This is a genomic window from Actinotignum saccati (assembly GCF_051265055.1).
GTDB lineage: Bacteria > Actinomycetota > Actinomycetes > Actinomycetales > Actinomycetaceae > Actinotignum.
Window position 1 is genome coordinate 324,016 of record NZ_JBOZCC010000001.1, and the last position, 25,648, is coordinate 349,663.

Below are 25,648 nucleotides of genomic sequence, written 5' to 3' on the forward strand. Positions count from 1 at the left end.
CGATGACCACTACCCCGCGGCGCGCCGCGCGCATTCTTGCCCTGGATGAGGCCGGCCGTGTCCTCCTCATCCGCGGCCACGACCGGGATGACCCCACGCACCGCTGGTGGTTCACGCCCGGTGGGGGATTGGAAGATGCGGAAAGCCCCCGGGCGGCAGCGGTACGGGAATTTCGGGAGGAGACCGGCGTCGTCGTAACTGAAACGGAACTCATTGGGCCGGTCCTGCGCCGGTACGCAACTTTTCGTTTCGCGCGTGCCACCCTCAACCAGGACGAAGTATTTTTCGCGGTGCGCCTCGACGCGGAGCGCGCCCGCGCGGCGGTGACCGGACGTGGGCGGGCCTGGACCGCGGCGGAAGAAGAACTCCTCGACGCCATCCACTGGCGCGCCGGCGCGCAACTGATCGGCTCGGCGAGCGAGCGGGTTTACCCGGCGGGCCTCGCGGAGCTCGCCGCCCAGGTGCATGCCGGCTGGGACGGCATCTGCCGCGAGATGTGGGACAACTGAAGCGCGGGAAAACTGAGGCGCGGGAAAACTGAATACCGAGAGAACCGATCTTCGGAACAATTGTGGCGCGCTGCGGCCCGGGTAATAGTTCCCGGGCCGCGAACCGCGTACAATGGCTCCGGAAGTTTTTATCTACTCGGGAGGACACGTGTCAGGACACTCCAAGTGGGCAACCACCAAGCATAAGAAAGCCGCTAATGACGCCAAGCGCGGCAAGCTCTTCGCCCGTCTGGTCAAGAACATCGAAGTGGCGGCGGCAACCGGTGGTGGCGATCCCGCGGGTAACCCCACGCTCTTTGACGCGATCCGCAAGGCCAAGCAGAATTCGGTGCCGGCCGATAATATCGATCGCGCCGTCAAGCGTGGTTCGGGTGAAACTGATGATTCCATCCAGTACGAAGCCATTACGTACGAAGGCTACGGCCCGGGCGGGGTGGCTATCCTCATCGAATGCCTGACCGATAACCGCAACCGCGCCGCATCGGATGTGCGCACCGCCCTCACCCGCAATGGCGGAACGCTGGCGGATCCCGGTTCGGTTTCCTACCTCTTTAACCGCCGCGGTGTGGTGGAAGCGGTCAAGGGGGAGAACACTGAGGACGACGTCCTCATGGCCGTTCTTGACGCCGGCGCCGAAGAAATTGAGGACGACGGCGATACCTTCACCATCTACTGCGCCGCCAGCGATGTGGTAGCCGTGCGCACCGCGCTTCAGGAAGCTGGAATTGACTACAATTCCGCAGAGTCGCGCTTTGTGCCCTCCACCAATGTGCCCCTCGACCGGAGCGGCGCGGAAAAGCTCCTCAAGCTCACCGATGCCCTCGACGATGTGGACGATATTCAAGAGGTCTACACCAACGCGGATATTGCCGACGACATCCTCGCCGAGCTCGAGGGTGAGTAGTGCGCATTCTGGGGATTGACCCGGGACTCACGCGCTGCGGGTTGGGAACCATTGACGCCGATGTGACGCGGCGGGTACGCCTGGTGGATATGCGCGTGGCGCGTTCGCCGGTGGACCTGGCCCCGCATCGGCGCCTCCTCCTCATCGCGGATGAAATTGACGCGGTGATCGCGGAATTTTCCCCCGAAGTCGTGGCGGTGGAACGTGTTTTCGCGCAGGAAAATGTGCGTTCGGTAACCTCCACCGCGCAGGTGGCCGGTATCGCGATGCTGGCCGCCGCCCGCGCCCAGCTGCCCCTCGGCCTGCATTCACCCTCCGAAGTGAAGGCAGCGGTGACGGGCTCGGGGCGCGCCGGGAAACTCCAGGTGCAAAATATGGTCCAGCGGATTTTGGGTTTAGCGGAACTGCCACGCCCCAAGGATGCCGCGGACGCCCTGGCCATCGCGATTACCCACGCCTGGCGCGGGGGCGCCCACGCCTTGGATGCCACGGTGGATAACGGACAGCACGGCGGGGCCGGCACCCTCCCGCGCGCCGAAGGAGCCGATTTAACACCGGCGCAGCGCATGTGGGCGGGAGCCGAACGCATGAGCCGGCGCGCCGGGGCGGTTTCCCCGCACCGCTCCGCTAGCGGTTAGAGTCATGAGGAAGGGAGCCCGGAGTGATTGCAAGTATTCGCGGAACTGTAAGCCGTATTACCACCACCTTCGCGGTGGTGGAGGTCGGCGGGTGGGGCGTCAAAGTTTTTGCGACGCCGGATACCCTCTCGCGCCTGCGCGAAGGCGCGGAAGCTTTTCTCTACACCTCGCTGGTCGCCAGCCGTGACGATCTGCCCTCCCTCTACGGTTTTAGCGAAGCCGACGAGCGCGACGTTTACGAAATCATGCAGACGGTTTCCGGGATCGGCGCCAAAGTTGCGCTCACGCTCCTCTCCGTCCACACCCCGAACGCCCTGCGCGCCGCCGTGCAATCCAAGGACGAGGCGGCCCTCACCCGGGTCCCCGGTATCGGTAAGAAAAGCGCCCAGCGCATTATTTTAGAACTGGGTAATAAGCTCGGCCCGGCTCCGGTGGCCGCCGGTGAAGCAGCCAGCCCCGAGGCGGATCCGAGTGCCGTAGTTGCCGGTCTGGTGGGACTGGGGTGGAAGGAAAGCGACGCCGTCGCCGCTTATGAAGAAGCGCGCACGCAAATACCGCAGGGTACCGTGGCCCAGCTGCTGCGCGCCAGTCTGCAAGTACTAGGGGCCCGCCGATGAGCGAAGATATGTCCTTCGACGCCGGCCTGGTCTCCCCGGAAGCCAGCGAAACGGAACGCGCCGCCGAAGCGGCCCTGCGCCCGCGCCAGCTCTCCGAATTCGTGGGCCAGGATACCGTGCGCGACCAGCTCTCCCTCGTGCTCCAGGCCGCGGTGCAACGCGGGCGCACCCCCGACCACGTGCTCCTTTCCGGGCCGCCGGGCCTGGGGAAAACCACCCTCGCCATGATTATTGCCGCCGAGGTGGGCGGAGCGCTGCGCCTGACGTCCGGGCCGGCGATCCAGCATTCGGGCGACCTGGCCGCGATTCTTTCCTCCGTGCAGGAAAACGACGTCCTCTTTATCGACGAAATCCACCGCCTGGCCCGCAACGCCGAAGAAATGCTCTACCTGGCCATGGAAGATTTTCGGGTGGACGTGATGGTGGGGAAGGGCCCGGGTGCCACCTCGATTCCGTTGCCGCTACCGTTCTTCACGGTAGTAGGGGCGACGACGCGCGCCGGCTTACTGCCCGCTCCCTTGCGTGACCGCTTCGGCTTTACGGCGCACCTGGAATATTACGAACAGCGCGATCTGGCCCGTATTGTGCGGCGTAATGCCGTCAAGCTCGGACACACCATTACCGAGGATGCGGCCCAGGAAATTGCCGGGCGTTCGCGCGGCACCCCGCGTATCGCCAACCGGCTGCTGCGGCGCGTGCAGGACTGGGCGCAGGTGCGCGGCACCGGGGATTTGGATCTGCGGGCCGCGCGGGCTGCCCTCGATCTTTTCCAGGTGGATCCGGCCGGACTGGATCGGCTTGACCGGGCGGTGCTCGAAGCGATCTGCACCCGTTTCGGGGGCGGGCCGGTGGGCCTGACCACCCTCGCGGTATCGGTCGGCGAAGAACCCGAAACGGTGGAAACCGTGGTGGAGCCCTATTTGGTGCGTGAAGGCTATCTGGTGCGTACCCCGCGCGGGCGGATGGCGGCCCCGCGGGCCTGGACACACCTGGGTTTAACTCCGCCTACAGATTAGTTTCGTCACGGCTGCCGGTGTTTTCAGCTATGCACGGTAAACTGGCACGGTAATTATTGTCTTTTCCAAGGAGCTTTCGCGTGGAATTCGCCATCATGGGCGTCATCCTGGTGGGGATGGTGCTGTTCATGTCCCAGTCCAATAAGAAGGCCCGGGCACGTGCTGAAGAACACCGCAATAGCATTCTGGTGGTCGGCACGGATGTCATGACCACTGCTGGTTTTTACGGGCGCATTGTTGCGATTGACGGAGATGCGGTGACGCTCGAAAGTCCCTCCGGGGATGAAACTGTGTGGTCGCGCCTGGCCATTCGGGAGCAAGCCTCCATTCCCTTTGCGCCGGTCAGTGAAGAAGAAGCGGCGGCGGAAGATGCCGCGGAAGCCGCCCGCCTGAGCGCTTCGGAAGAATCCGGGGCCGGGGCGATTGCGGATAATGCCGCGGGAACCGGTGCGCCCACTAGCGCGGCCACCCCGGAAGTGACCGGTCACGTGACTCCTCGGAGCACGGACTCGGCTTTTGGTGAAAAGAAAGATGAGTCGGGCTCGGCCTGGAAGTAAACACTATGTCTCAATCTAAAAATTCCGGCGTCCGGTTATCCTGGCGCCGGATCATTACCCTTGCGATCTTGGCGATCGCGCTCTTCGTCTCCCTGGGCGTGGGCTCGGTAACGGGATCCGGATCGGACTCCCGGTGGACCCCGAATTTCGCCCTCGACCTCGAAGGCGGCACGGAGCTTATTCTCACCCCGAAGACCACGGACAATTCCGAGATCACCTCGGAAGATGTCAACCAGGCGATTGAAATTATTCGCCAGCGCGTGGACGCCTCGGGTGTGGCAGAAGCGGAGATCACCTCCCAGGGTGGCTCGAATATCGTGGTGGGTCTGCCCGGGCACCCCAGCCAGGAAACCCTCGACCTCGTGCGTAATTCCGCGGTGTTGCGGATGCGCCCGGTGCTCGCCATGGCGAACCCGGGAACCATGAAGGGCGAAGGTGAGAACGCCGCGCCTCTCACCGGTACTGCGCTGGAAGAAGCCGCCATGAAGGCCGCCGACGCGGACGGGGACGGCAAGCTCTCCACCACTCCGCCTAGCGAGCCCACCAGCGCCTCGGATCCGGCCTGGGCCAAAACCGAGCGGGTTACCTACGATGCGCTGACCTTGGATTGCACCGCGGAAAACCCCGCCACCGCCCCGGAAGATAATCCGGATACCGCGCTGGTGGCCTGCGGGCAAAGCGAAGATTCCAAGACCGGTGAAGTGACGCCCTTCAAGTACGTGCTCGGCCCGGCCGAAATCGCCGGAACGAACCTGACGCGCGCCACCTCCGGTTTCGACCAGCAGCAGGGCCAGTGGATCGTGCAGCTGGAATTCGATAACGAAGGTGCCCAGAAGTTCTCCGAAGTGACCGGGCGGCTGGTGGGCTTGCAAAGTCCCCAAAACCAATTCGCTATCGTGTTGGACGGGCGCGTTATTTCCGCCGCGGTCCCGCAAACCCAGATTTCGGGTGGGCAGGCCAGTATTAACGGTTCCGGTATTAATGCGACGACGTCGCGTGTGCTGGCCAACCAGTTGCAATTCGGTTCGCTGCCCCTGGAATTCGAGGTGCAATCCGAACAGCAAATTTCGGCCACCCTCGGTTCTGAATCGCTGCGCGCGGGCCTGGTGGCCGGGCTGATCGGTCTTGTGCTTATTGTTCTTTACCTCGTCTGGCAGTACCACGCCCTCGCCATTGTGGCGGTGGGTTCGGTGGTGCTTGCCACGGGCCTGTCTTACGGGGTTATTTGTTTGCTCTCCTGGGTGATGGGTTACCGATTGTCGATGGCCGGCGTCGTCGGCCTGGTTATTTCTATCGGTATTACGGTCGATTCCTTCATCGTGTTCTTCGAACGTATCCGCGATGAGATTCGTGACGGGCACGCTGTCCGCACCGCGGTGCAACGCGGCTGGAAGCGCGCGACCCGCACGATTATCGCCTCTGACTCCGTCAACCTCATCGCGGCCGGGGTGCTCTACTTCATCGCGGTGGGTTCGGTGCGCGGTTTCGCCTTCACTTTGGGGCTCACCACCATCCTCGACCTCGTCGTCGTCTTTATGTTTACCTATCCGCTTATGACGCTGCTGGTGCGCACCAAGTTCTTCGGCGGGGGGCACCCGGCATCGGGTATGTCCGCCAAGCATTTGGCGCATACCCCGGCGTACCGCGGCCGTAAGGTTCCCGGGGAAGGTTCGCTCGCCGAGCGGCGCACCCGGGAACGCCGGGCCGCTCTCCCCGCGAGCAGCGAGGGAAAGGAGAACGCCTAATGTCGATGTACAGCTTAGGTAATGATCTCTACTCCGGGCGGCGCAGCTTCAAAATTGTGCAGCGGCGCAAGACCTGGTACACCATCGCGATTATCTGCGTGATCGCCTCGTTTATCGCGCTGTTCACCCGCGGACTCAATATGGGTATTGAGTTCACCGGGGGATCCCAGTTCACGGTCTCGGAAGCGCAAACCACCGATCAGCGCCTCGCCTCGGATATCATGGCCCGCCACGGCGGGGATGAAGCCGCGCGCGTGGCGCAGGTAGGGGAGAATTCCCTGCGTATCCAGACCTCGGCGAATGCCGACGGTACCGGGGTGGGGAATGCGGAAACGGAAGCGATCCGCACGGAATTGGCCGAAGCCTACGGCACCTCCGTTCAGGATGTCACCTCCACCTATATCGGCCCGGTATGGGGTCAGGATATTTCCACGAAGGCCCTCCAAGGATTCGTGGTCTTTATCGTGCTGGTGCTGCTGGCCCTGTGGGCCTATATGCGGTCCTGGCGTAATGCCCTGGGCGCTATCGTTGCGCTCTTCCACGATCTTGTGGTGACAGTGGGGATTTACTGCCTCTTCGGTTTCGAATTCACGCCGTCTACCGTTATCGGCCTGCTGACCATCCTCGGGTACTCCCTGTACGACACCGTGGTGGTCTTCGATAAGGTCCGTGAAAATACCGAACACGTGCTGCGCCAGCACCGCGTGACCTTCGGGGAATCCACGAACCACGCCGTCAATCAGACCCTCATCCGCTCCATCAACACGTCCGTCACCTCGATTATGCCGGTGGCATCCATCCTCTTCATCGGGGTCTACCTCATGGGCGCGGGCACGCTGCGCGATCTGGCGCTGGTGCTCTTCGTGGGTCTGCTGCTCTCGGCTTATTCCTCCATCTTCCTGGCCGCGCCGCTCGCCGTCACCCTGACGAATGCCGATCCGCGCATCAAGGCTCATAACGCGGAAGTGGCCGCCGCGCGCGCCGAACGCGTTGAGGCCGGCGGCGTTGCCGAAGAAGACGTGGTATCCGCGGTTCTTGAACCGGGTCACCATCTCGGTAATGCAGCGCAGCCGCGCCGCAAGAAGAGGAGCAAGAAGTGAGTAGTGCGTTTTCTTCGCAACTCGTGGAGCTAGCGGCCAGCCGGGTGCGAGAACGTGAAAACTTCCCGGCCCCCGGGGTGATCTTTCGCGATATCACCCCGCTCATAGCCGACGGTGAAGCGTTCCACCTCTTTATTGATGAGCTGGCGCGCCATTACGAAGGTAAGATCGACGCCGTCGCCGGGCTGGAATCACGCGGATTTATTTTGTCCGCTCCGCTGGCCTACGCCATGGGTTTGGGGATGGTCACCATCCGCAAAGCCGGGCGCCTGCCCGGGCCGGTGATCGGGGTCGATTATGAACTGGAATACGGTTCGGCCCGGATGGAAGTTCAGCCCTTTAATATTGAAGATGGACAGCGCGTTCTCATCATCGATGACGTTCTCGCCACCGGTGGAACCGCACACGCCGCCTGTGAGCTGGTAGAAAGCTCAGGCGGGATTGTGGCCGGCCTGTGCATGCTTATTGAGCTGGCAGGCATGGGCGGCCGGGAGCGTCTGGCCGGTAGGCAGGTCGAAGCGGTGCTAACCTTCGATTAAGTCAAGAGGGGAGTAGGGCATGTCGGAATCGCAAGGTCCGCGGGTACTATCGCGGCTATCGTGGTTGACCGGACGCACGGCCAGCCAGGTTCCTGATGCCCTGGAACCCCTCATGCGCGCCCTGGGAAATGTGGATAAGGAACGCATTATCCGGGCGTATAACGTGGCGGAGGAATGCCACCGCGGCCAGAAGCGGCGCTCGGGAGAGCCGTATATTACGCATCCGGTTGCGGTGGCAACCATCCTCGCCGAACTCGGTATGGATGAGGACACTCTCGTGGGAGCCCTCCTCCATGACACGGTGGAAGATACCGGGTACACCCTCGAGCAGGTCCGGGAGAATTTCGGTTCCACCGTGGAACTCCTCGTGGACGGGGTCACGAAGCTCGATAAAGTCGAATACGGGGAAGCCGCGCAGGCTGAAACCGTACGCAAAATGGTGATCGCGATGTCTAAAGACATCCGCGTGCTGCTCATTAAACTTGCCGACCGGCTTCATAATGCCCGCACCTGGCGTTTCATGCCGCAGGAAAAGGCGCGCTCCAAGGCGCATGAAACCCTGGAAATTTACGCGCCTCTCGCGCATCGCCTCGGCATGAATTCCATTAAATGGGAGCTTGAGGATCTTTCCTTCAAAACCATGTACCCGGAGGTCTACGCCGAAATCGAATCCCTGGTGCAGGAACGCACCCCGGAACGCGAAGCGTATATCGCGAAAATCAAGGCGATCTTGGAGCGGGAACTCAAGAGTTCCCATATCAAATGCACGATCACCGGCCGCCCCAAGCACTATTACTCCATCTATCAGAAAATGATTTTGCGGGGTAAGGACTTCGAGGATATTTACGACCTTGTGGGCGTGCGAGTGCTGGTAGAAACCATCCCGGATTGCTACGCGGTTCTGGGCGTGGCCAATACGATTTTCACGCCGATTCAGGGGCGAATCAAGGACTATATCACCACCCCGAAATTCAACCTCTACCAGTCGATTCACACCACGGTTATCGGCCCGGATAACCGTTCCCTGGAAATCCAGATCCGCACCTACGATATGCATCGACGCGCCGAATACGGCGTGGCCGCGCACTGGCGTTACAAGGAAAACCCGAATGCCACCAAGCGCGGGGGCGGGGCCGCGAAAGTCGATGAAGAAACAACGCAGCTTAACTGGTTGCGCCAGCTGGTCGATTGGCAGCGGGAAACCGCGGACCCGGCGGAATTCCTCGAATCACTCTCCTATGAGATCTCCGGCAATAAGGTTTATGTGTTTACCCCGGCCGGGGAAGTCATGGAACTTCCCACAGGTGCCACCCCGGTCGATTTCGCCTATGCCGTCCACACTGAAGTGGGGCACCGCACCGTGGGTGCGCGGGTGAATGACCGGCTTGTCACCCTGGACCACAAGCTCGAATCGGGGGATACGGTCGAGATCATTACCGCGAAAAGCCCCGATGCCGGACCTTCACTCGGTTGGCTTGATTTTGTGGCCAGCCCGCGTGCCCGCGCCAAGATCCGGGTGTGGTTCAAGAAGAGCCGCCGGGATGAAGCGGTGGAAGAAGGCAAGGATAAGCTGGCCCGTGCTATCCGCAAGCGCAACCAGCCCGTCCAGCGCCTCATGAGCCATGACACCCTCGCGGAAGTCGCGCGGGAAGCCGGGCGTAGTTCCGTGGATGATCTGTACGCCGGTATCGGGGAAGGGGATATCTCCCCCGAAACCGTGGTGCGTAACCTTATTACCTCCCAGGGCGGGCAGGCCGGGGTGGAAGAAACCCTGGCGGAGGCCGTGACCCCGAACCGTATTTCGCGGCGGCGAAGCACCGCGAGTACCGATAACGCCGTGGTGGTCCAGGGCATGGAAGCCGGCGATGTTATGGTCAAACTGGCCCGCTGCTGCACCCCGGTTCCCCCCGATGCCATCGTCGGTTTCGTGACCCGCGGCTCGGGAGTATCGATTCACCGGGCGGATTGCCCCAATGTGGAACAGCTGCAAAAGCAACCCGAGCGCTTCCTCGAGGTGCATTGGGCCGATGATTCCGAAGCTGTCTACGTGATCCAGGTCCAGGTGGACGCCCTCGATCGCCAAGGCCTGCTTTCCGATATTTCCAGGGCTCTGCTGGATAACGGGGTGAATCTCCTGGCCGGCAATATGATGACCACCAAGGAACGCATGGTGCGTAACACCTTCACCTTTGAGATGGCCGATCCCCACCACCTGGCCCGGGTGCTCGCGGATCTGCGCAAGATCGAAGGCGTGTACGACGCCTACCGGGTCACCAATTCGAAGCCCGCCAATCAGCGCCGGGTGGAACCCCCGCGCGGCTAGCGCAGGGCAATGGCACGCAACGCACTGCGGGCGGCGGCATGCTGCCGCCCGGCGAGGCTGCGTGCTACCGCGTCCCACTCATCAGCGTTGAGAAGGCGACGCCGCGCCACGTCCAGCGCGCAGGTAATCGCGAGGTGAAGTTCTTCCTGGTGGAAAATATCCGCGATCGTGCGCGGCAGGGTAGTCAAGCACAAGCCGGCTATTGATTGGCGTTCCTCGGGTGGCGGCTTGCGGCGAGCCCGGGACTTCACCCGCACGCTACAGACCCGCACCAGCCGGTCCGCCGGCCAATACCCGGTATGAACCCATAATGCGCTCAGGGTGATGGCAATCGCGCCTCTTCCCACCAACGGGGCAAGAAGAGAGGCCCGCAGCGCCCGATAGGCAGCGCAATCAGCCGCGCACACCAGCCCGGGCGCATATTCCACCAGCAAACCAGCATTGATATCCAGGCGTTGCACCGCATCCACATACATACCGAGAGTGTGCGATGGCGAAGAAAATAGCGCAAGCCGCTATCCCCAGGCGGGGAGAGCGGCTTGCGTTTATCCACAGGTAGGAAAAGTTACAGATCCTTATTGACCTGCTCGAGCCAGGCCACGCGAGCGGCCCGTGCTTCGTTCAGCTCGGTGAGCTTCTTTTCATCACCGGCTTGCTGGGCCTGGGCGATTTCCTCATCGAGTTCGGCAATAAGCGCTTCGAGCTGGGCGGCCATCCCGGAAGAACGCTGCTGCTTTTCCGGATCGGTGCGATTCCAGCGGTCGTTTTCCGCCGCGCGGACCTTCTCTTCAATTTCCCGCATGCGGCCTTCGGTCCGGGCAATATCACCGCGGGCCACGAAGCCGATCTCATCCCAGCGTTCCCCGATTTCACGGAGCTTTTCGCGGGCTTCATCCACATTGGTAATGGGAAGGAGAGCTTCGGCTTCCGCCACCAATTCGAGCTTGGCGGCCAGGTTTTCCGCGTACTGGCTATCCACCTGGCTGAAATGCGCGTCCCGGGCATCGTAGAAAGGCTGACGGGCAGCCATGAAACGCTCCCAAAGCTTATCGTCATCACGGCGCCCGGCCCGCCCGGCCCGCTTCCACTCATCCATGAGTTCGCGGTAGCGATCCCCGGTTTCCCGCCAATCGGTGGAGGAGGAAAGCGCGGCAGCTTCCGCGATGAGCTTCTCCTTAGTGGCCTTCACCTGGCTGCGGCGCACATCCAATTCCTTGTAGTGGTTGCGCCGGGCCCGATCAAAGGTGGAGCGGGCGGTAGCGAAACGCCGCCAGAGCGCTTCTTCGGTGGGGCGATCAATACGGGCACCCTGGCGCTGGGCGCGCTTCCAGTTTTCAAAAAGATCATTGAGCTCAGCGCGGGTATTCTGCCAGTGGATGGTATGCGGATTCGCGTTGGCGATTTCCTCAGCGCGTTCCACAATCTGGGTGCGCTCCTGAAGGGCAGCTTCCTTGGCCGCGGCACGCTGGGCCGCGTATTCCTTGGCCCGCACCGCCACGACTTCTTCGAGCTTATCGAGGCGGGTGCGCAGCGCCGCGATATCACCCACGGCGGCTGGTTCGGCCAGTTCCTTACGCAAGGATGCGATTGACTTGCGGCTTTCTTCGGGAGATACGTGGTGGGCGCGCGTTTCTGCCAGGCTCACCTGGGTATCCAGGTCAATATAGCGGCGGATATAGAATTCCAGGGCATCATCTTCGGTGCCGGAAGCCGCGTAGTGGCCAACGACCCGTTCGGTATCCCCATCCTTGAGCCACACCTTCCCTTCGTCGTCCACACGCCCGAACGGACGGGCTTTGGCGACGGCGGCCGGATCCAGCGGCGCGGGAGCGGGCTGAGCGGGATGAGCTGTGGACATTGTTACTCCTTGTGGAGAAAGAGGCGTGCGGTACACGCCGCGGGACAATTTTAATTCTTACGGTATACCACAATTGTGCCACGGTAAAAGGGATTCCGGGTGTCAGTAGGAAAAAATCGGGAGAAAGGATACGGTTAATGCATGATTTTCTTGCGGTATTCCGATACTGCCCTGGAGGCGAATTGCTATATTATGGCCGACCCTACTCACCGGGTCGCCCTGGTTATTGATGCGGGAGCGGGAAGCGCGCCCTGGGTGGAGCGCGCCCTGGCCTCCCGTAACCTGCGCCTGGGCGCGGTGCTGGCCACCCACGGGCACGGGGATCACGTATGGGATGCCGGGGTGGTAGCCGGCTCGAGCGTACCGTGCTATATCGCCGAAGGTGATGCCTACCGGCTGGATAATCCCATTGCCAATGCTTTTTACGCGCCGCTTGTTCTGGCTGCCACCGGGGGGCGCGCCTGGGTGAAACCGGAGAAGATCGTGCCCCTTCCCGAAGAGATATACGGGGAAGGAACGGAGCTGGTTCCCGGCGTGCACCTGCGCGCCATCGCCGCCCCCGGGCATACCGAAGGCTCAACCGTGTTCCTCTTCTCGGGGCGTTTTGAAGCGGATCCGGAAACTCCGCAGCTTCCCGATTGGGGCTTCGGGGAGAATTTCATGATCACCGGAGATGTGCTCTTCCGCGACGGGGTGGGCCGCACCGACCTCGCGGGCGGGAACGATGCGCTGATGCGCGCCTCCTTGCGCACTATCGTTGCCGAGGTGGACGGCTCCACGATTTTCTTCCCCGGCCATGGCAAACCCTCCACCCTGGCGCGCGAACTCAAAGCCTCGCCGTACCTGCGCGCCTATATTGCGATGAAGTGAAAGAATAGTACCTATGAAAATTGCGCCGATCTCCGGTTTTCCCGAATGGCTCCCGCAAGCCCGCATTGTGGAGCAGAAAGTTCTTGACACCCTGCGCTCCACCTTTGAACTGCACGGTTTTTCGGGGGTGGAAACTCGCGCTGTCGAACCTATGGATCAGCTGCTGCGCAAAGGCGAAACCTCCAAAGAAGTGTATGTGCTGCGCCGCCTCCAGGGGGAGGAGGGCCAGGATTCCGGCCTTGGCCTCCACTTCGATCTCACCGTGCCGCTGGCCCGCTACGTGCTGGAGAACGCTGGGAAGCTCGATTTCCCCTTCAAGCGTTACCAGATCCAAAAGGTCTGGCGCGGTGAACGCCCCCAGGATGGGCGTTTCCGGGAGTTTTACCAGGCCGATGTTGATGTGGTCGGCCAGGATACCCTCGCCTTCCACCACGATATTGAGCTGCCCCTCGTCATGGTGGATGCGCTGAGCAAGCTCCCCATCCCACGGGTGCGGGTGCGTGCCTCGAACCGCAAACTCGCCCAGGGCTTCTACGAAGCCATCGGCCTGGAAAATACCGAGGAAACCCTGCGCATCCTCGATAAGCTCGACAAGGTCGGCCCGCAGGTGGTGACCGAGCTGCTCTCCGAACACGTGGGAGCAAGCGAGGAGCAGGCGAAACTTGCCTTGAGCTTGGCGGGTATCACCACCGAAGATGCCTCGTTCGTTGACAAAGTCCGCGCGCTCGGCGCGTCGTCGTCGCTTTTGGAAGAAGGTCTGGAAGAACTCGCAACGCTCGTGACCGAAGCGAACTCTCTTATCCCCGGGTCGGTGAGCGCCGATCTGTCCATCGCGCGCGGCCTGGACTACTACACCGGTTCCGTTTTCGAATCGACGGTGGAAGGGCACGAAGATCTCGGCTCGGTGTGTTCGGGCGGGCGCTACGATAACCTGGCCACGGCCGGGAACCGCAGCTACCCGGGCGTGGGGCTGTCCATCGGGGTCTCGCGCCTGCTCGCGCGCTTCCTGCACCAGGATCTGCTGCGCGCCAGCCGCAAGGTTCCCACGGCCGTGTACGTGGCGGTCAATGATGAATCCGAGCGGCACCACGCCTCCACCATCGCGGCGCGCCTGCGTGCCCGCGGTATTCCCGCGGACGTTTCGCATAACGCCACGAAATTCGGGAAACAGATTAAGGCAGCCGATAAGCGCGGCATTCCTTTTGTATGGTTTACGACGTCGGAAGGTGAACAGGTCCGCGACGTGCGCTCGGGCACCCAGGTCCCCGCTGACCCGGATACCTGGACTCCGCCGGAAGAAGATCGCTTCCCGCGGGTGATTATGCCGTGAGTCGCCTGCCTTCTCTCGAGCGGGTCCGCCAGGCGCTGGGAAACCTGAGCTTCCCGCTGCCCACCCCGGGCGCGGCCGACGGGCGCGATGCCCGCACGGACGGGTTGCACCAACTCGATGACTACGTGCTCCCGCGCCTGCGCTGCCTGGATGCGCCGCTGGTGGCGGTGGTGGGCGGGTCCACCGGTTCGGGTAAATCAGCCCTGGTGAACGCCCTGGTGGGTGCTCCGGTTACCGCGTCCTCGGCGCTGCGCCCCACCACCCGGATCCCGGTGCTCGCCCACGCTCCCGGGGAGGAGGCGTGGTTTTCCGACGACCGTATTTTCCCCGGGCTCGCGCGCCTGAGCGGCGACGGCGCAGCTGCGGCTAGCGGCGCTCCGGCAGCGAAGGCGAGCGGCGACATTCGCCTGGTGGAATCGCCTCAGGTGCCGCGCGGTTTGGCGCTGGTGGACTCCCCGGATATTGACTCGGTCGAGGGGGATAACCGCAGGCTGGCCGGGCAGCTGCTCCAGGCCGCTGATCTGTGGATTTTTGTTACCACCGCCGCGCGCTACTCGGATGCGATTCCCTGGGCCCTCCTGGATGAGGCCGCCGCGCGCAATATCGTTATCGCCGTGGTTCTCAATCGGGTTCCGGTGGGGGATGCCGCGGTGATTCGCCCCGATCTCATCCGCCGGCTCGAGGAACGCGGCCTGGGCAGCGCCCCGCTTTTTGTTATCACGGAGTACCCGGAGGCGCCGGGCATTCCGGAAGCCGATGTGGCTCCGCTGCGCGAATGGCTTGCCGGGCTCGCCCGCGACGAACGCTCCCGCGCCTCGGTAGCGCGCCAGACCCTTTCCGGGGCACTCGGCAGTCTGGCTGACACCTGCGCGCAGGCGCGCGCCTCGTACCGTGAACAGGTCGAGGAAGCCGAGCGTTTAGAAGCGGATGTCACCACCGCGCTGAAAGAAACGCGCGCCGGTATCGAGTCCGCTATTGCGGATGGCACCGTGCTGCGCGGCGAGGTGTTGCGCCGCTGGCATGAGATGCTCGGCAGTGGGCAGTGGGCCCGCGCCCTGCAATCCGGCGTGACGCGCTGGCGCGACCGGCTGAGCCTGCGGCGCACCGCTGGCCGAGATTCGAGCGAGGAGGCCGTGGGGGAGGCCATCGAAGATTCCCTCACCGAGATGCTCCTCACCGCGGACGCCAGCCTCGCCACCCGCCTTGCCACCGAATTAGAACGCAGCGCGGCCGGAGCCGGAATCGTCCTCGCGGTCGAAGCCCGCGGTGCAGATACCACGGCCGGGAATAATGCGTCGGCGGCAGATACCGGGCATGATACCGCGGCCCAGAGTACGGATACTGCGGCCCGTCCTCATGCCGCGGCGCGCCGGGAAGCCGCCGGGGCCCTGGTGCGCGATTGGCGCCGCTCCCTCATGGATATGCTCGGCGAGCGCGGACGCGGCAAACAGCTCACCGCGCGCATCCTCTCCCTCGGCATCAACGCGGTGGGCGTGGCGCTCATGCTCGTCGTCTTCGCCCACACCGCCGGCCTCACCGGCGGGGAAGTCGCGATCGCCGGGGGAACGGCCGTGGTGGCGCAGCGCGTTTTGGAAGCTATTTTCGGCGACGACGCCGTTCGCCGCATGGCCACCGCCGCCACCGAGGATCTCCTCGGGCGCACCGACGAGTTCTTCGCGGCCACCGCCGCACCCTACCGAGAGGAAATCGCACGCTTGGGAATCAGCACAGATGCTCTAAACGAGCTAGACGAGGCGATGCGCAGCGCGGAAGGGAGGCGCGGATGGATCTCCCCACTGGATTAAAGAACCTGGAGCAGGCCCTGGATCTGGGCGGTGACTACCTCGACGAATCGGTGCGCAGCCAGGTGCGCGATGTGCTCGACCGCGCCCGCCAACGCGGGCTGCTAGGAACCGACCGCACGGTGGTGGCCCTGGCCGGCGCCACCGGCTCGGGTAAATCTTCCCTGCTCAACGCCATTGTGGGCCAGGAGGTGGCCGGGGTGGCTGCCACCCGGCCGGCCACCCGCGCACCCCTCGGGGTCTCGGGGCGTCACGCCTCCGATGTGCTCGATTGGCTCGGGGTGCACGAACGCAAAGTTCTACTCCAGCTAGCTCCCGATACCACCGCGAACCTGGTGCTCGTGGACCTTCCCGATATTGACTCCACGGCGGAGACCCACCGGGCCCAGGCCGAGCGTATTATCGCCCGAGCCGATGTGGTGATCTGGGTACTCGACCCGCAAAAATACGCCGATGCCGTGGTGCACGAAGATTTCCTGGCCGCGATGGGCGAATATCATTCCTCCCTGCTCATCGTTATCAACCAGGTGGATCGCCTGGGCGCGGCCGATGAACAAGCAATTGTGGCGGATCTGGGGCGTATCCTCGCCGCGGAAGGAGTAAGCGCGGATATTGTGGCGGCCTCCGCGCTCACCGGGCGCGGTATTGATGAGATCCGCGGGGCGCTCGTAGAAATCGCGGCGGGGAAGAGCGCCGCGGCGGAAAAGCTCGCCGCGGATGTGCGAACCGCGGGAGCCGCGCTCACGGAGAACCTCATTGACCAAGGCGGATATCCGCGTGACCTCACCGATATTGCCGGGGTAGGCGAGCTTGTTGCCGGCCTGGCACGCGCGGGCGGGCTCAGCGCCGCAGCACGCGAAGCGGCAGGCCATTACCGGAAGGCAGCGCGGCGCGCCACCTCCTGGCCACTGCTGCGCGGATGGGGCAGGCGAGCCCGTCCCGGCAGCTGGAACGGCGGTGGGAAGGGAAGCGGTACGGATGCTGTGCTGAGTTCCACAGCGGGAGTCACGTCGCATTCGGATGCCAGGTCATACGTGACAGACAGCTCTGATGCGGTGGCCAGCTCCGGAGCGGTGGAAAAAACTCGGGTGGCGCTGGCGGAATTCACGGTCCAGGCCACCCGTTTCCTCCCGCGTGCCTGGCGCGGGGCGATGCGGGATGAAAATTCCCGGCAGGCCGCGCGGCTTGCCGATAGCGTCGCCCGGATTATCGCGCGGGAAAGCCAGACCTGGCATAAGCCCCGCTGGTGGGGCTGCGCCGCTGCCCTCCAATGGCTCGCTTTCGCCGCACTGGTGCTGGGCGCGCTGGGGCTCGGCGTTGGAATCATTACCGGGGCCGGGGGAGTGATCCTCCCGCTGGGGCTGCGCCGAGCGAGCCTTATCTGCTTGGTGGCCGGCGTGGTGTGCGGCGTCGTCGTAAGTATGATCGCGCGGGCCGCGCGCACGCGGGGAGCGCAGCGCCTGGAACGGCAGGTGACCATCCGGGCACGTGCCGCTATTGAAACGGAAGTCCGCGAAAACGTGCTGGCGCCGTTCCGTGCGGAAATGGAACGTTACCGAGACTTTGCGCGCGCCGTGGCATCATTAATGCGGGTGTCTGCCTGACTCGGGCCGGCACCCGCCGCGTGTAATGCAAAAACTTGCATTGGCGCGTATGATTATAATGCAAGGGGGACGCGGGTCGTCGGTTCGCGTGCCCCGGTGATGCGAAAGGATCATTGTGACCGCCGGAATTCCTTCGAGTCGCACTGCCCGCCAAGGGCTTATCGCCTCGATTCTGGATGCTCATCTCATCGGTTCCCAAAATGAACTGCGGGAGTATCTCATTCGTGCCGGGGTGGATGTCACCCAGGCTACGCTCTCCCGCGATTTAGACGATTTAGGGGCCGTTAAGATCCGGGTGGACGGATCGATGGCATATCGCATCGCTGACCAGACGATGGATACGGGGGAGCGCCTGGCGCGGTGGGCTCGTGAAATACTGCTCAGCGCCGAATGTGCTCTCAACCAGATCGTGCTGCGTACCCCGCCCGGGGCCGCGCAGCTACTCGCCGCCGGAATTGACCGGGCGCGCCTGGACGGTGTGCTCGGTTGCGTTGCCGGAGATGACACCGTGCTGGTTATTGCCCGCAGCGAAGAACGCGCGGTAGAGATCAGGCAACACCTCCTCGCGATGGGGGAGAAAAAGGAGTAATAATGGCGAAGGAGCGGGTAGTTCTCGCCTATTCGGGCGGACTGGATACCTCGGTGGCGATCGGCTGGATCGGGGAGCGAACCGGAGCCGAAGTCATCACGGTTGCCGTGGATGTGGGCCAGGGCGGCGAGGATCTGGAGACCATTCGCCAGCGCGCCCTCGATTGCGGGGCCGTGGAAGCCTATATCGCCGATGCCCGCGATGAATTCGCCAGCGAGTACTGCATGCCGGCCCTCAAGGCCGGGGCGCTTTACATGGACGCCTACCCGCTTATTTCCGCTATTTCCCGCCCGGTTATCGTGAAGCACCTGGTGGCCGCGGCCCGGCAATTCGGGGCCACCACGGTGGCGCACGGATGCACCGGCAAAGGCAATGACCAGGTCCGTTTCGAAAACGGCATTACCCAATTGGGACCGGATCTGGCCTGCCTATCCCCGGTGCGCGACCTCGCGCTCACCCGCGAATTCGCTATTGATTACGCCAATAAGCACAATTTGCCCATCGAAACCACCCACCATAATCCCTTCTCCATTGATCAGAATGTGTGGGGCCGGGCTATTGAAACCGGGTACCTCGAAGACCTGTGGAATGCACCCACCAAGGATGTGTATACCTACACGGACGATCCCACTTACCCGCCGCTGCCCGATGAAGTGATCATCACTTTTGAGGGTGGTATTCCGGTCAAAATCGACGGCGAAGCCGTGACCCCGCTGCAAGCTATTGAACAGCTCAATAAGCGAGCTGGAAAGCAGGGGATTGGCCGGATCGACGTGGTTGAAGACCGCTACGTTGGCATCAAGTCCCGTGAGATTTACGAGGCACCGGGCGCCATGGCGCTGCTCTCCGCCCATAAAGAGCTGGAAAATGTGACCATGGATCGCGAGCAGGCGCGCTTCAAGCGCACGGTCGCGGATCGCTGGGCGGATATCGTATACGAAGGCCAGTGGTTCTCCCCGCTCAAGCGCTCCCTCGATGCCTATATCGAAGATACCCAGCGCTATGTCTCCGGCGATATTCGTATGGTTATGCATGGCGGGCGTGCCACCGTGACCGGGCGGCGTTCGGACGCCTCCCTCTACGATTTCAACCTGGCTACCTACGACGCCGGTGACTCCTTCGACCAGTCCCACGCTAAGGGCTTCATCGAACTGACCGGGTTGCCTGCCAAGCTCGCCGCCGCGCGCGACGTAACCTTCGGGCGCGGGGTGGCTATCCCGCCGGCGCGCTTGAACTAAGCGGCTGAACTAATGTGCTCGCCCGGTTGAACTCGGGCGTATGAGCGCGGCTGAACTAGTTTCGCCCGTACAGCCGAGCTAAGGTTCGCGGATTAGGCGATACGACATATAGAGAACGGGGCCGGGGTCGTTATGCACGACCTCGGCCCCGTTGATGATGTGCGGAGCTATCCCGCTGCGAATAGAGTCCTACAGGCGCTGCGAATAGAGGTGTCCAGAGCGCCTGCGCTGGCGATTCCGGCTTACTTCCCCGGCTTACTTCCTCGGCTTACTTCCCCTCGCGGGCGCGCAGCATCGCCGGTGAGGCGGGCCGTCGCATGAAAATAATCGAGACAGTCAGGGCGAGCGCCACGATAACGCAGATCGTCCCCATGGAAGCCGCGTAACCGGTGAACCAAGCCCCATCCCCACGCGGGGTGCCCTCGTTAACGAAAGCGAAGAGGATTGCGGTCACCATGGCATTGCCGATAGCGGTGGTAATACGCTGGCTAGTCTGCTGGACCCCGCCCGCGGTACCGCCGTGGGCGCGCGGAACGTCGATCATCGCCTGGGTCTGGTTGACCGAACCGATCACGCCAATCCCGAAGCCGAAAACGCAGATCGGCAGGGAAATCCACCACGGGCTCCAGCCCGCGTACGCGACCCCGGCGGCCAGCGGAATGCTGGAAGCGAGCGAGACCAGCGCGAGCGCGAAAGCCCCGGCCTGGACATGCCGGCCCCAGGCCACCGCGTAGCGCCCCGCCCACACCGAGGCGTAGGCCGAAGCAATCGCATTGGGCAGGCCGAGCAATCCGGCCTGCAAGGCATTGAATCCCATGCCCTGCTGGAGATACATCGCCAGTACCACGAAAACAGAGGTGGTTCCCAGGAATTGGATCGCGGTAATCGAGGTGCAGAAGCTGAATGATTCGATGCGGAAGAGGCGCAAATTGACCATGGGGATACGCCCGCGCTTGGCATAAGAATGCTCCCAGAGCACCCAGGCCAAGCCAAGGAGAGCCCCACCGCCCAGCAGCGCCCAGCGCCAGGCGAAATGAGACATAAAGGGCAGCATGAGGCAGAGCACCGCGAGGGTCAGCAGGGTCATTCCCATCGGGTCAAGGTCGAGGCGATGCCCGCGCCGGCGGCCAACCGGTTGGCCCCGGCGTTCCATTTCCGCCCGGTAGGCGGCGTCGATCTTGGCGGCGTCGTCGCCAATAGCGCGCCGTTCCTTCAGGAACGGCAGCAAGAAAATACCCAGCCCCAAACCAAGCAGGCCAAGCGGGACGTTGAGAATAAAGGACCACCGCCACCCCACGGGGCCGAAGAGCTGGACGAGGCTACCCGAGAGCAGCGGCCCCACGGCCACCGAAGCGGAAATGGCCAGGCCCATATAGGCAAAAGCTTTCGCGCGGGCGTGCCCGTCGAAATACTGCATAATCATGCCGGTGACCTGGGGCGAGAAAATCCCCGAACCGATGCCCTGGAGGGCTCGTGCGATATTGAGGATGAGGGCGTCGCTGGCAACCCCGCACAGCAGGGAGCCGAGCGTGAACACCGCCATCCCGATCATCCACAGCGAAGAGCGCCCGAAAATATCGCCCATGCGGCCCGCGGGCACCAGCAGCAGCCCGAAGGCCAGGGAATAGCCGGAGAGCACCCATTGAATATCGCCGCGGCCGGCATTCAGCCCCGTTTCGATAATGGGAAGCAGATTATTGACCGAGCTGACCTGGATAAGCGACATGACCAGCGCAACGATGAGCACCACGAGGAGCTTATTGCGGTCATACGTTCGGTCCGAACCCGGAATCGTGAAATAACGCGTATTTTCCATTCCATCCTTCACAACAACGCGCACGTTTCCGGCATAGTTCTAGCCGTGAGACGAGCGCACACTAGCTCCGGTAACTCTGCGATGCTGTGGTGTACAAAGGTGAGCGGCGGGAGAGCGGCAGAACCGGCAATCCCGGGCGCATGCACAAAAAGAGCCCGCACGGAGGCGAGCAAGCAGAGACAGCAGTCCCGGTACGGGTGCCAGCATAGCAGCATTCCCCGCGAACCTCAGCTGTGACGAATCTTGCGCCCCGGCCCAAGCGTGGGACAATACGCATATGGATACTTCACAAAAAACTTCAGAAGAAACGCTTCCCGCGGGCGGCGATGCGAACGGCACCGCGGGCAACGCTGCTCGCGACGCTGCCGCGGCGACCCTCCGCACCCAACTTAACCACCGCACCATCCGCGATTTCGACGGCCGGCCCCTCGGCGAGGAACTCACCGCCACACTGGTGAACGCGGCCCTGCACGCCGCCACCTCGCAGGGCATGCAATACGCCACCATTATTCGAGTCCAGGCTCCGGCCCGCCGCCAGGCCATTGCGGAGGTGTGCACCCAGGCTTACGTGGCGCAGGCACCCGAATTGTGGATTTTTGTGGCGGATACCCGCCGCGCCTGGCGCGTCTGCCAGGAGCGGGGCGGCGAGGGCGCGGGCGCCCGTAGTTACGACGCCTTTAACGCCGCGGTTGCGGATTGCATGATCGCGGCGCAGAACACCGTGGTGGCCGCGGAAAGCAACGGCTTGGGTACTACCTACCTCGGTTCTATTTTGAACGACGCCGAACGTATCTGCCAGGTGCTTGAGCTGCCCGAACTCACGTTCCCGGTTATCGGCCTCATTATGGGTTATCCCAATCAGGAGCGGATTCCGGAGCTCAAACCCCGTATGGATGCCGGGGTGCGCGTATTCACTGACCATTACCAGGAACCGGAATCGGCGGTGGAATCGCTGCGGGAGTACGACGCCGCCATCGCGCCCTGGGTTGATATTCGCTACGGAAAGCCGGTTGGGCCCTTCACCGAGTACGTGCCCACCCGCCTGAGCGGCTCGGTGGCGCGGCGCGGGCGACTGCTGGCCGCTATCGGGGCACAGGGCTTTGATGTGGCACTTCCCGCGGGAAAGTAGCGGCGCTTAGAATGGTGCAATGACTGAACATCTCGCCCTGTGGGGTGGGCGCTTTAGCGGCGCCAGCGCCGATGCCCTGACCGAACTTTCACGCTCGACTCATATTGATTGGCGCTTGGCGCCCTATGATCTGGCCGGCAGCCGCGCCCACGCGCGGGCGCTGGCCGGAGCGGGGCTCCTGGATGAAGCTGAACTTAAAGCGATGCTCGCCGCGCTGGACATCCTCGGGCAGCGGGTAGCCAGCGGGGAACTCACCCCGGCCCCCGACGACGAAGATGTGCATACCGCCCTGGAGCGCGCTCTGCTGGCCGAAGCCGGGCCGCAGCTGGGCGGCAAATTGCGGGCCGGGCGCTCGCGCAATGATCAAATCGCCACCCTCATCCGCATGTACCTGCGCGACGCCGCCCGGTACCTGAGTGGCAAGCTGTTGGCGGTAGTGCGGGCGCTCGTCTCCCAGGCAGAGCGCGCCGGGGATGCGGTCATGCCCGGGCGCACCCACCTCCAGCACGCCCAGCCGGTGCTGGTGGCCCATCATCTGCTCGCCCACGTCTGGCCCCTGCTGCGCGATATCGCGCGCTGGCAGGACTGGGATAAGCGGGCGGCGTACTCACCCTACGGCGCCGGGGCGCTGGCGGGGAATACCCTGGGCCTGGACGCGCAGGCCATCGCGGCAGAGCTGGGATTTAGGGCCCCGGAACACAATTCCATCGACGCCACCGCCGCGCGGGACTTGGTAGCCGAATTTAGCTATATTTGCGCCCAGATCGGGGTGGATCTTTCCCGGCTCTCCGAAGAAATTATTTTGTGGAATACCCGCGAATTCCGCTTCGTCACCCTTGATGATGCCTACGCGACCGGCTCCTCGATTATGCCCCAGAAAAAGAACCCGGACGTGGCCGAATTGACCCGCGGCAAAAGCGGGCGCCTCATCGGCGACCTCGCCGGACTGCTGGCCACCTTCAAAGGGCTCCCACTCGCCTACAACCGCGATCTCCAAGAAGATAAAGAGCCGGTTTTCGACGCCATCGACACCCTCGACCTCCTCCTCCCCGCGGTTGCGGGCATGGTGGAAACCATGGTGCTCAATTACGAACGCATGGCCGAACTGGCACCCCAAGGCTTCTCCCTGGCCACCGATATTGCGGAGTGGCTGGTGCGCGGTGGGGTCCCGTTCCGCGAAGCCCACGAGATTTCGGGACGCGCGGTCGCTTTCTGCGAAAAGCGCGGGATCGAATTATGGGATATGAACGACGACGAGCTGCACTCCATCGACACGCGGCTCACCCCGGATGTCCGGGAGGTACTCACGGTGGCCGCCTCTGTAGGGGCCCGGCGCGGGGCGGGCGGCACCGCCCCGGAGCGGGTTGCTGAGCAGCTGGCGAGTGTGCGGGAATCTATCGGGCGCGCGGAGGGCTTCGCCCGCAGCGCGACCGATGCGGCGTCGTCGTAAAAAATAGTGGCAAGAAGAAACCGGGCGTGATAACGTCCGGACGTGACGTTACGGAAAGGCCCGTGGCGCGCGAAGCATAAGGGAAGGATACGAGACGTGAAGGACGTTCTTGAGGAACTGGAATGGCGCGGGCTGATTGCCCAGCATACGGATATTGACGCGCTGCGGAGCGCGCTGAACTCCGGTCCGGTCACCTTCTATTGCGGTTTTGATCCGACGGCGGCTTCGCTGCACCACGGCCACCTTGTCGCCGTGAAGCTCATGCGGCACCTCCAACTCGCCGGGCACCATCCGCTGGTGCTAGTGGGCGGTGCGACCGGGCTCATTGGGGATCCGCGTCCCTCGACCGAACGTACGCTCAATTCGCGGGATACCGTGGCTGGGTGGGTGGAATCGCTGGCTGGGCAGCTGCGCGGCCTGCTGGATTTCGAGGGTGATAATCCGGCGCGGCTCGTCAATAACCTGGATTGGACCGGGCAGCTTTCTGCGATTGATTTCCTGCGTGACCTGGGTAAACATTTCCGGCTCGGGACGATGCTTTCCAAGGACATCGTGGCGCGGCGCCTGGAATCTGATGAAGGCATTTCTTACGCCGAATTTTCCTACCAGGTACTCCAAGCTAATGACTACCTGGAGCTCTTCACCCGCTACGGTTGCACCCTGGAAGTGGGCGGGAATGACCAGTGGGGTAATCTCGTGGGCGGCATGGACCTCATCCGCAAGGTGACGGGGGAGTCGGTGCACGTGCTCACGAATCCGCTCATTACTAAATCGGATGGCACGAAGTTCGGGAAATCCGAAGGCGGGGCTGTCTGGCTCAACCCGGAGATGCTCAGCCCCTACAAGTTCTTCCAGTTCTGGCTCAATACCGCTGACGAAGACGTGGTGCATATGCTCAAGGTCTTCACTTTCCGCACTCGGGAAGAAATCGAGGAATTGGCGGTGGCTGTTGCCGAGCGGCCCCAGGAACGGCGTGCGCAGCGGGTGCTGGCGCAAGACGTCACGACCTGGGTGCACGGTGCGGACGTGGCCGAACGGGTGGAGAATGCCTCGCGGGCCCTCTTCGGCGGTGACGGCTTGGCCGCTCTGGATGCGGATACCTTGCGTGATGCGGTGGCGGAACTGCCGCAGGCGAGCGCGAGCCTGGGAACTCCCATTCCGGAACTCTTCGTGGCCACGGGCCAGGAGCGCGGACTGGGCGCGGCGCGGCGCACCGCAAAGTCCGGCGGCCTAAATATCAACAACCGCAAGGTTGGGGAAGCGGACGTGCTCAGCAGCGAGGATGTTTTGCCCGGTGGCGTTGTGGTACTCCGCAAGGGCAAGAAGAACCTCGCGGTTATTCGCGTGGCGGAGTAGAGGGCTTAGTCAAGAACGGAGAACGGCTCTCGCGTGTGAAGCGGGATAGATCGTGGTAGATAGCGGCGGCGTTACCGGTGGTAGCGCCGCCGCTATCTATATACCAGGGTGCGCGAATTGGTGTAAATGGATGGGGGATCAGTGTAGATAGGGGATTTCCCCGGTGTTCCCTTGTTTTGGGCGTGCTTTTCCCTGTTTTTCCCTGGTTTTCTGGGTGTTTGGGCTGGGTGTGGTGGGTGTCTCTCTGGTTTGATTTGCGTCTAGCGGGGTGGGCTTGTAAGCTTGTTATCCGTCGCCGAGAGCCGGAAACGCCTCGAAGCGACACGGAAATCCTCGTGATTATGTTCTAGTCCACAGGATGCCGGGTTTGAAAGAACCGGGCCACGGTGGTAGGCTAACGGGGTTGCTCTTCTTGAGCGTGAATGATTCTCTCCGTACTGGTTACTGTGTTTATTCGGGTGGCTGGTTGTGGGGTGTGGATATGGTGTTTGGATGCTTAATAGCGTGTCTGACTAATATATTTTTTACGTGAAATTTTTTTGTTCACATGACCTAACCAAGTTGACTGATCATTGTTGTTAGTTTGGTTGGTGTGGTTGTGTGGGTGTGTGCAAGGACAGGTAGCACTCCAATAGATAGTGACTGGATGCTGTGTTTT

General features: G+C 62.8%; 22 protein-coding genes. 19 read left to right on the plus strand and 3 right to left on the minus strand.

Going from position 1 to position 25,648, the window contains the following annotated elements; translation table 11 throughout:
• Window positions 1-2 precede the first annotated feature (2 nt).
• From ACRQEC_RS01355 to ACRQEC_RS01400, 10 genes are all read left to right on the plus strand, one after another.
• Window positions 3-509 carry an NUDIX hydrolase gene (locus ACRQEC_RS01355; protein ID WP_284889521.1) on the plus strand — a complete coding sequence of 169 codons (507 nt, stop codon included), beginning with the start codon at window positions 3-5 and terminating at the stop codon, window positions 507-509.
• A gap of 148 nt (window positions 510-657) precedes the next feature.
• Window positions 658-1,413: a YebC/PmpR family DNA-binding transcriptional regulator gene (locus tag ACRQEC_RS01360; protein WP_087070704.1), complete on the plus strand. Its 756-nt coding sequence runs from the start codon at window positions 658-660 to the stop codon at window positions 1,411-1,413.
• Window positions 1,413-2,051, plus strand: coding sequence for a crossover junction endodeoxyribonuclease RuvC (gene ruvC / locus ACRQEC_RS01365; RefSeq protein WP_026428850.1), 639 nt, complete (start codon window positions 1,413-1,415; stop codon window positions 2,049-2,051). The genes ACRQEC_RS01360 and ruvC overlap by 1 nt, the downstream gene beginning before the upstream one ends.
• Window positions 2,052-2,074: 23 nt before the next feature.
• Entirely contained in the window at window positions 2,075-2,668 is a 594-nt protein-coding gene (gene ruvA / locus ACRQEC_RS01370; RefSeq protein ID WP_087070705.1) for a Holliday junction branch migration protein RuvA, read from the plus strand.
• Complete coding sequence (gene ruvB / locus ACRQEC_RS01375; protein WP_284889520.1) at window positions 2,665-3,684, plus strand: Holliday junction branch migration DNA helicase RuvB; 1,020 nt, start codon at window positions 2,665-2,667, stop codon at window positions 3,682-3,684. The genes ruvA and ruvB overlap by 4 nt, the downstream gene beginning before the upstream one ends.
• 80 nt (window positions 3,685-3,764) lie before the next feature.
• Complete coding sequence (locus ACRQEC_RS01380) at window positions 3,765-4,241, plus strand: preprotein translocase subunit YajC (protein ID WP_284889518.1); 477 nt, start codon at window positions 3,765-3,767, stop codon at window positions 4,239-4,241.
• Window positions 4,242-4,246: 5 nt separating this feature from the next.
• The gene (gene secD, locus ACRQEC_RS01385) at window positions 4,247-5,986 is read left to right on the plus strand and encodes a protein translocase subunit SecD (protein ID WP_284889517.1); all 1,740 of its coding nucleotides are present in this window, start codon (window positions 4,247-4,249) and stop codon (window positions 5,984-5,986) included.
• The gene (secF, locus tag ACRQEC_RS01390; protein ID WP_284889515.1) at window positions 5,986-7,086 is read left to right on the plus strand and encodes a protein translocase subunit SecF; all 1,101 of its coding nucleotides are present in this window, start codon (window positions 5,986-5,988) and stop codon (window positions 7,084-7,086) included. Before secD ends, secF begins: the two co-directional genes overlap by 1 nt.
• A complete protein-coding gene (locus ACRQEC_RS01395; protein WP_026428855.1) occupies window positions 7,083-7,625 on the plus strand; it encodes an adenine phosphoribosyltransferase in 543 nt (180 codons plus the stop codon). The genes secF and ACRQEC_RS01395 overlap by 4 nt, the downstream gene beginning before the upstream one ends.
• 19 nt (window positions 7,626-7,644) lie before the next feature.
• A complete protein-coding gene (locus tag ACRQEC_RS01400; RefSeq protein WP_284889514.1) occupies window positions 7,645-9,948 on the plus strand; it encodes a RelA/SpoT family protein in 2,304 nt (767 codons plus the stop codon).
• Here ACRQEC_RS01400 and ACRQEC_RS01405 read toward each other — a convergent pair.
• Together ACRQEC_RS01405 and ACRQEC_RS01410 are read right to left on the minus strand one after the other, a co-directional pair.
• Window positions 9,945-10,424, minus strand: coding sequence for a hypothetical protein (locus ACRQEC_RS01405; protein ID WP_284889513.1), 480 nt, complete (start codon window positions 10,422-10,424; stop codon window positions 9,945-9,947). The genes ACRQEC_RS01400 and ACRQEC_RS01405 overlap by 4 nt on opposite strands.
• A gap of 89 nt (window positions 10,425-10,513) precedes the next feature.
• Window positions 10,514-11,806, minus strand: coding sequence for a DUF349 domain-containing protein (locus ACRQEC_RS01410; RefSeq protein WP_087070712.1), 1,293 nt, complete (start codon window positions 11,804-11,806; stop codon window positions 10,514-10,516).
• Between the two features lie 141 nt (window positions 11,807-11,947).
• On the opposite strand from ACRQEC_RS01410, the gene ACRQEC_RS01415 reads away from it, so the two are divergent.
• The 6 genes from ACRQEC_RS01415 (at window position 11,948) to ACRQEC_RS01440 (ending at window position 19,239) form a co-directional block, all read left to right on the plus strand.
• Window positions 11,948-12,676 (plus strand): MBL fold metallo-hydrolase, encoded by a 729-nt coding sequence (locus ACRQEC_RS01415; protein ID WP_284889512.1) that lies wholly within the window; start codon window positions 11,948-11,950, stop codon window positions 12,674-12,676.
• A 13-nt stretch (window positions 12,677-12,689) separates the two neighbouring features.
• Entirely contained in the window at window positions 12,690-14,006 is a 1,317-nt protein-coding gene (gene hisS, locus ACRQEC_RS01420) for a histidine--tRNA ligase (RefSeq protein WP_087070714.1), read from the plus strand.
• Window positions 14,003-15,811 carry a dynamin family protein gene (locus ACRQEC_RS01425; protein ID WP_435725483.1) on the plus strand — a complete coding sequence of 603 codons (1,809 nt, stop codon included), beginning with the start codon at window positions 14,003-14,005 and terminating at the stop codon, window positions 15,809-15,811. The genes hisS and ACRQEC_RS01425 overlap by 4 nt, the downstream gene beginning before the upstream one ends.
• On the plus strand, window positions 15,790-17,412 hold the full coding sequence (locus ACRQEC_RS01430) for a dynamin family protein (RefSeq protein ID WP_284889510.1): 1,623 nt from the start codon (window positions 15,790-15,792) through the stop codon (window positions 17,410-17,412). Before ACRQEC_RS01425 ends, ACRQEC_RS01430 begins: the two co-directional genes overlap by 22 nt.
• 115 nt (window positions 17,413-17,527) lie before the next feature.
• Complete coding sequence (locus ACRQEC_RS01435; RefSeq protein ID WP_087070718.1) at window positions 17,528-18,001, plus strand: arginine repressor; 474 nt, start codon at window positions 17,528-17,530, stop codon at window positions 17,999-18,001.
• A 2-nt stretch (window positions 18,002-18,003) separates the two neighbouring features.
• Entirely contained in the window at window positions 18,004-19,239 is a 1,236-nt protein-coding gene (locus tag ACRQEC_RS01440; RefSeq protein ID WP_284889509.1) for an argininosuccinate synthase, read from the plus strand.
• 268 nt (window positions 19,240-19,507) lie between these two features.
• On the opposite strand, the gene ACRQEC_RS01445 is transcribed toward ACRQEC_RS01440, so the two are convergent.
• Entirely contained in the window at window positions 19,508-21,055 is a 1,548-nt protein-coding gene (locus tag ACRQEC_RS01445) for an MFS transporter (RefSeq protein ID WP_026428864.1), read from the minus strand.
• A 277-nt stretch (window positions 21,056-21,332) separates the two neighbouring features.
• Between ACRQEC_RS01445 and ACRQEC_RS01450 the strand changes: the two genes are divergently transcribed.
• From ACRQEC_RS01450 to tyrS, 3 genes are all read left to right on the plus strand, one after another.
• Window positions 21,333-22,184: a nitroreductase family protein gene (locus ACRQEC_RS01450; RefSeq protein ID WP_435730291.1), complete on the plus strand. Its 852-nt coding sequence runs from the start codon at window positions 21,333-21,335 to the stop codon at window positions 22,182-22,184.
• A gap of 19 nt (window positions 22,185-22,203) precedes the next feature.
• Window positions 22,204-23,634, plus strand: a complete 1,431-nt coding sequence (argH, locus tag ACRQEC_RS01455) for an argininosuccinate lyase (RefSeq protein WP_284889507.1) — start codon at window positions 22,204-22,206, stop codon at window positions 23,632-23,634.
• A gap of 96 nt (window positions 23,635-23,730) precedes the next feature.
• Window positions 23,731-24,990 (plus strand): tyrosine--tRNA ligase, encoded by a 1,260-nt coding sequence (tyrS, locus tag ACRQEC_RS01460; protein WP_284889506.1) that lies wholly within the window; start codon window positions 23,731-23,733, stop codon window positions 24,988-24,990.
• Window positions 24,991-25,648 lie beyond the last annotated feature (658 nt).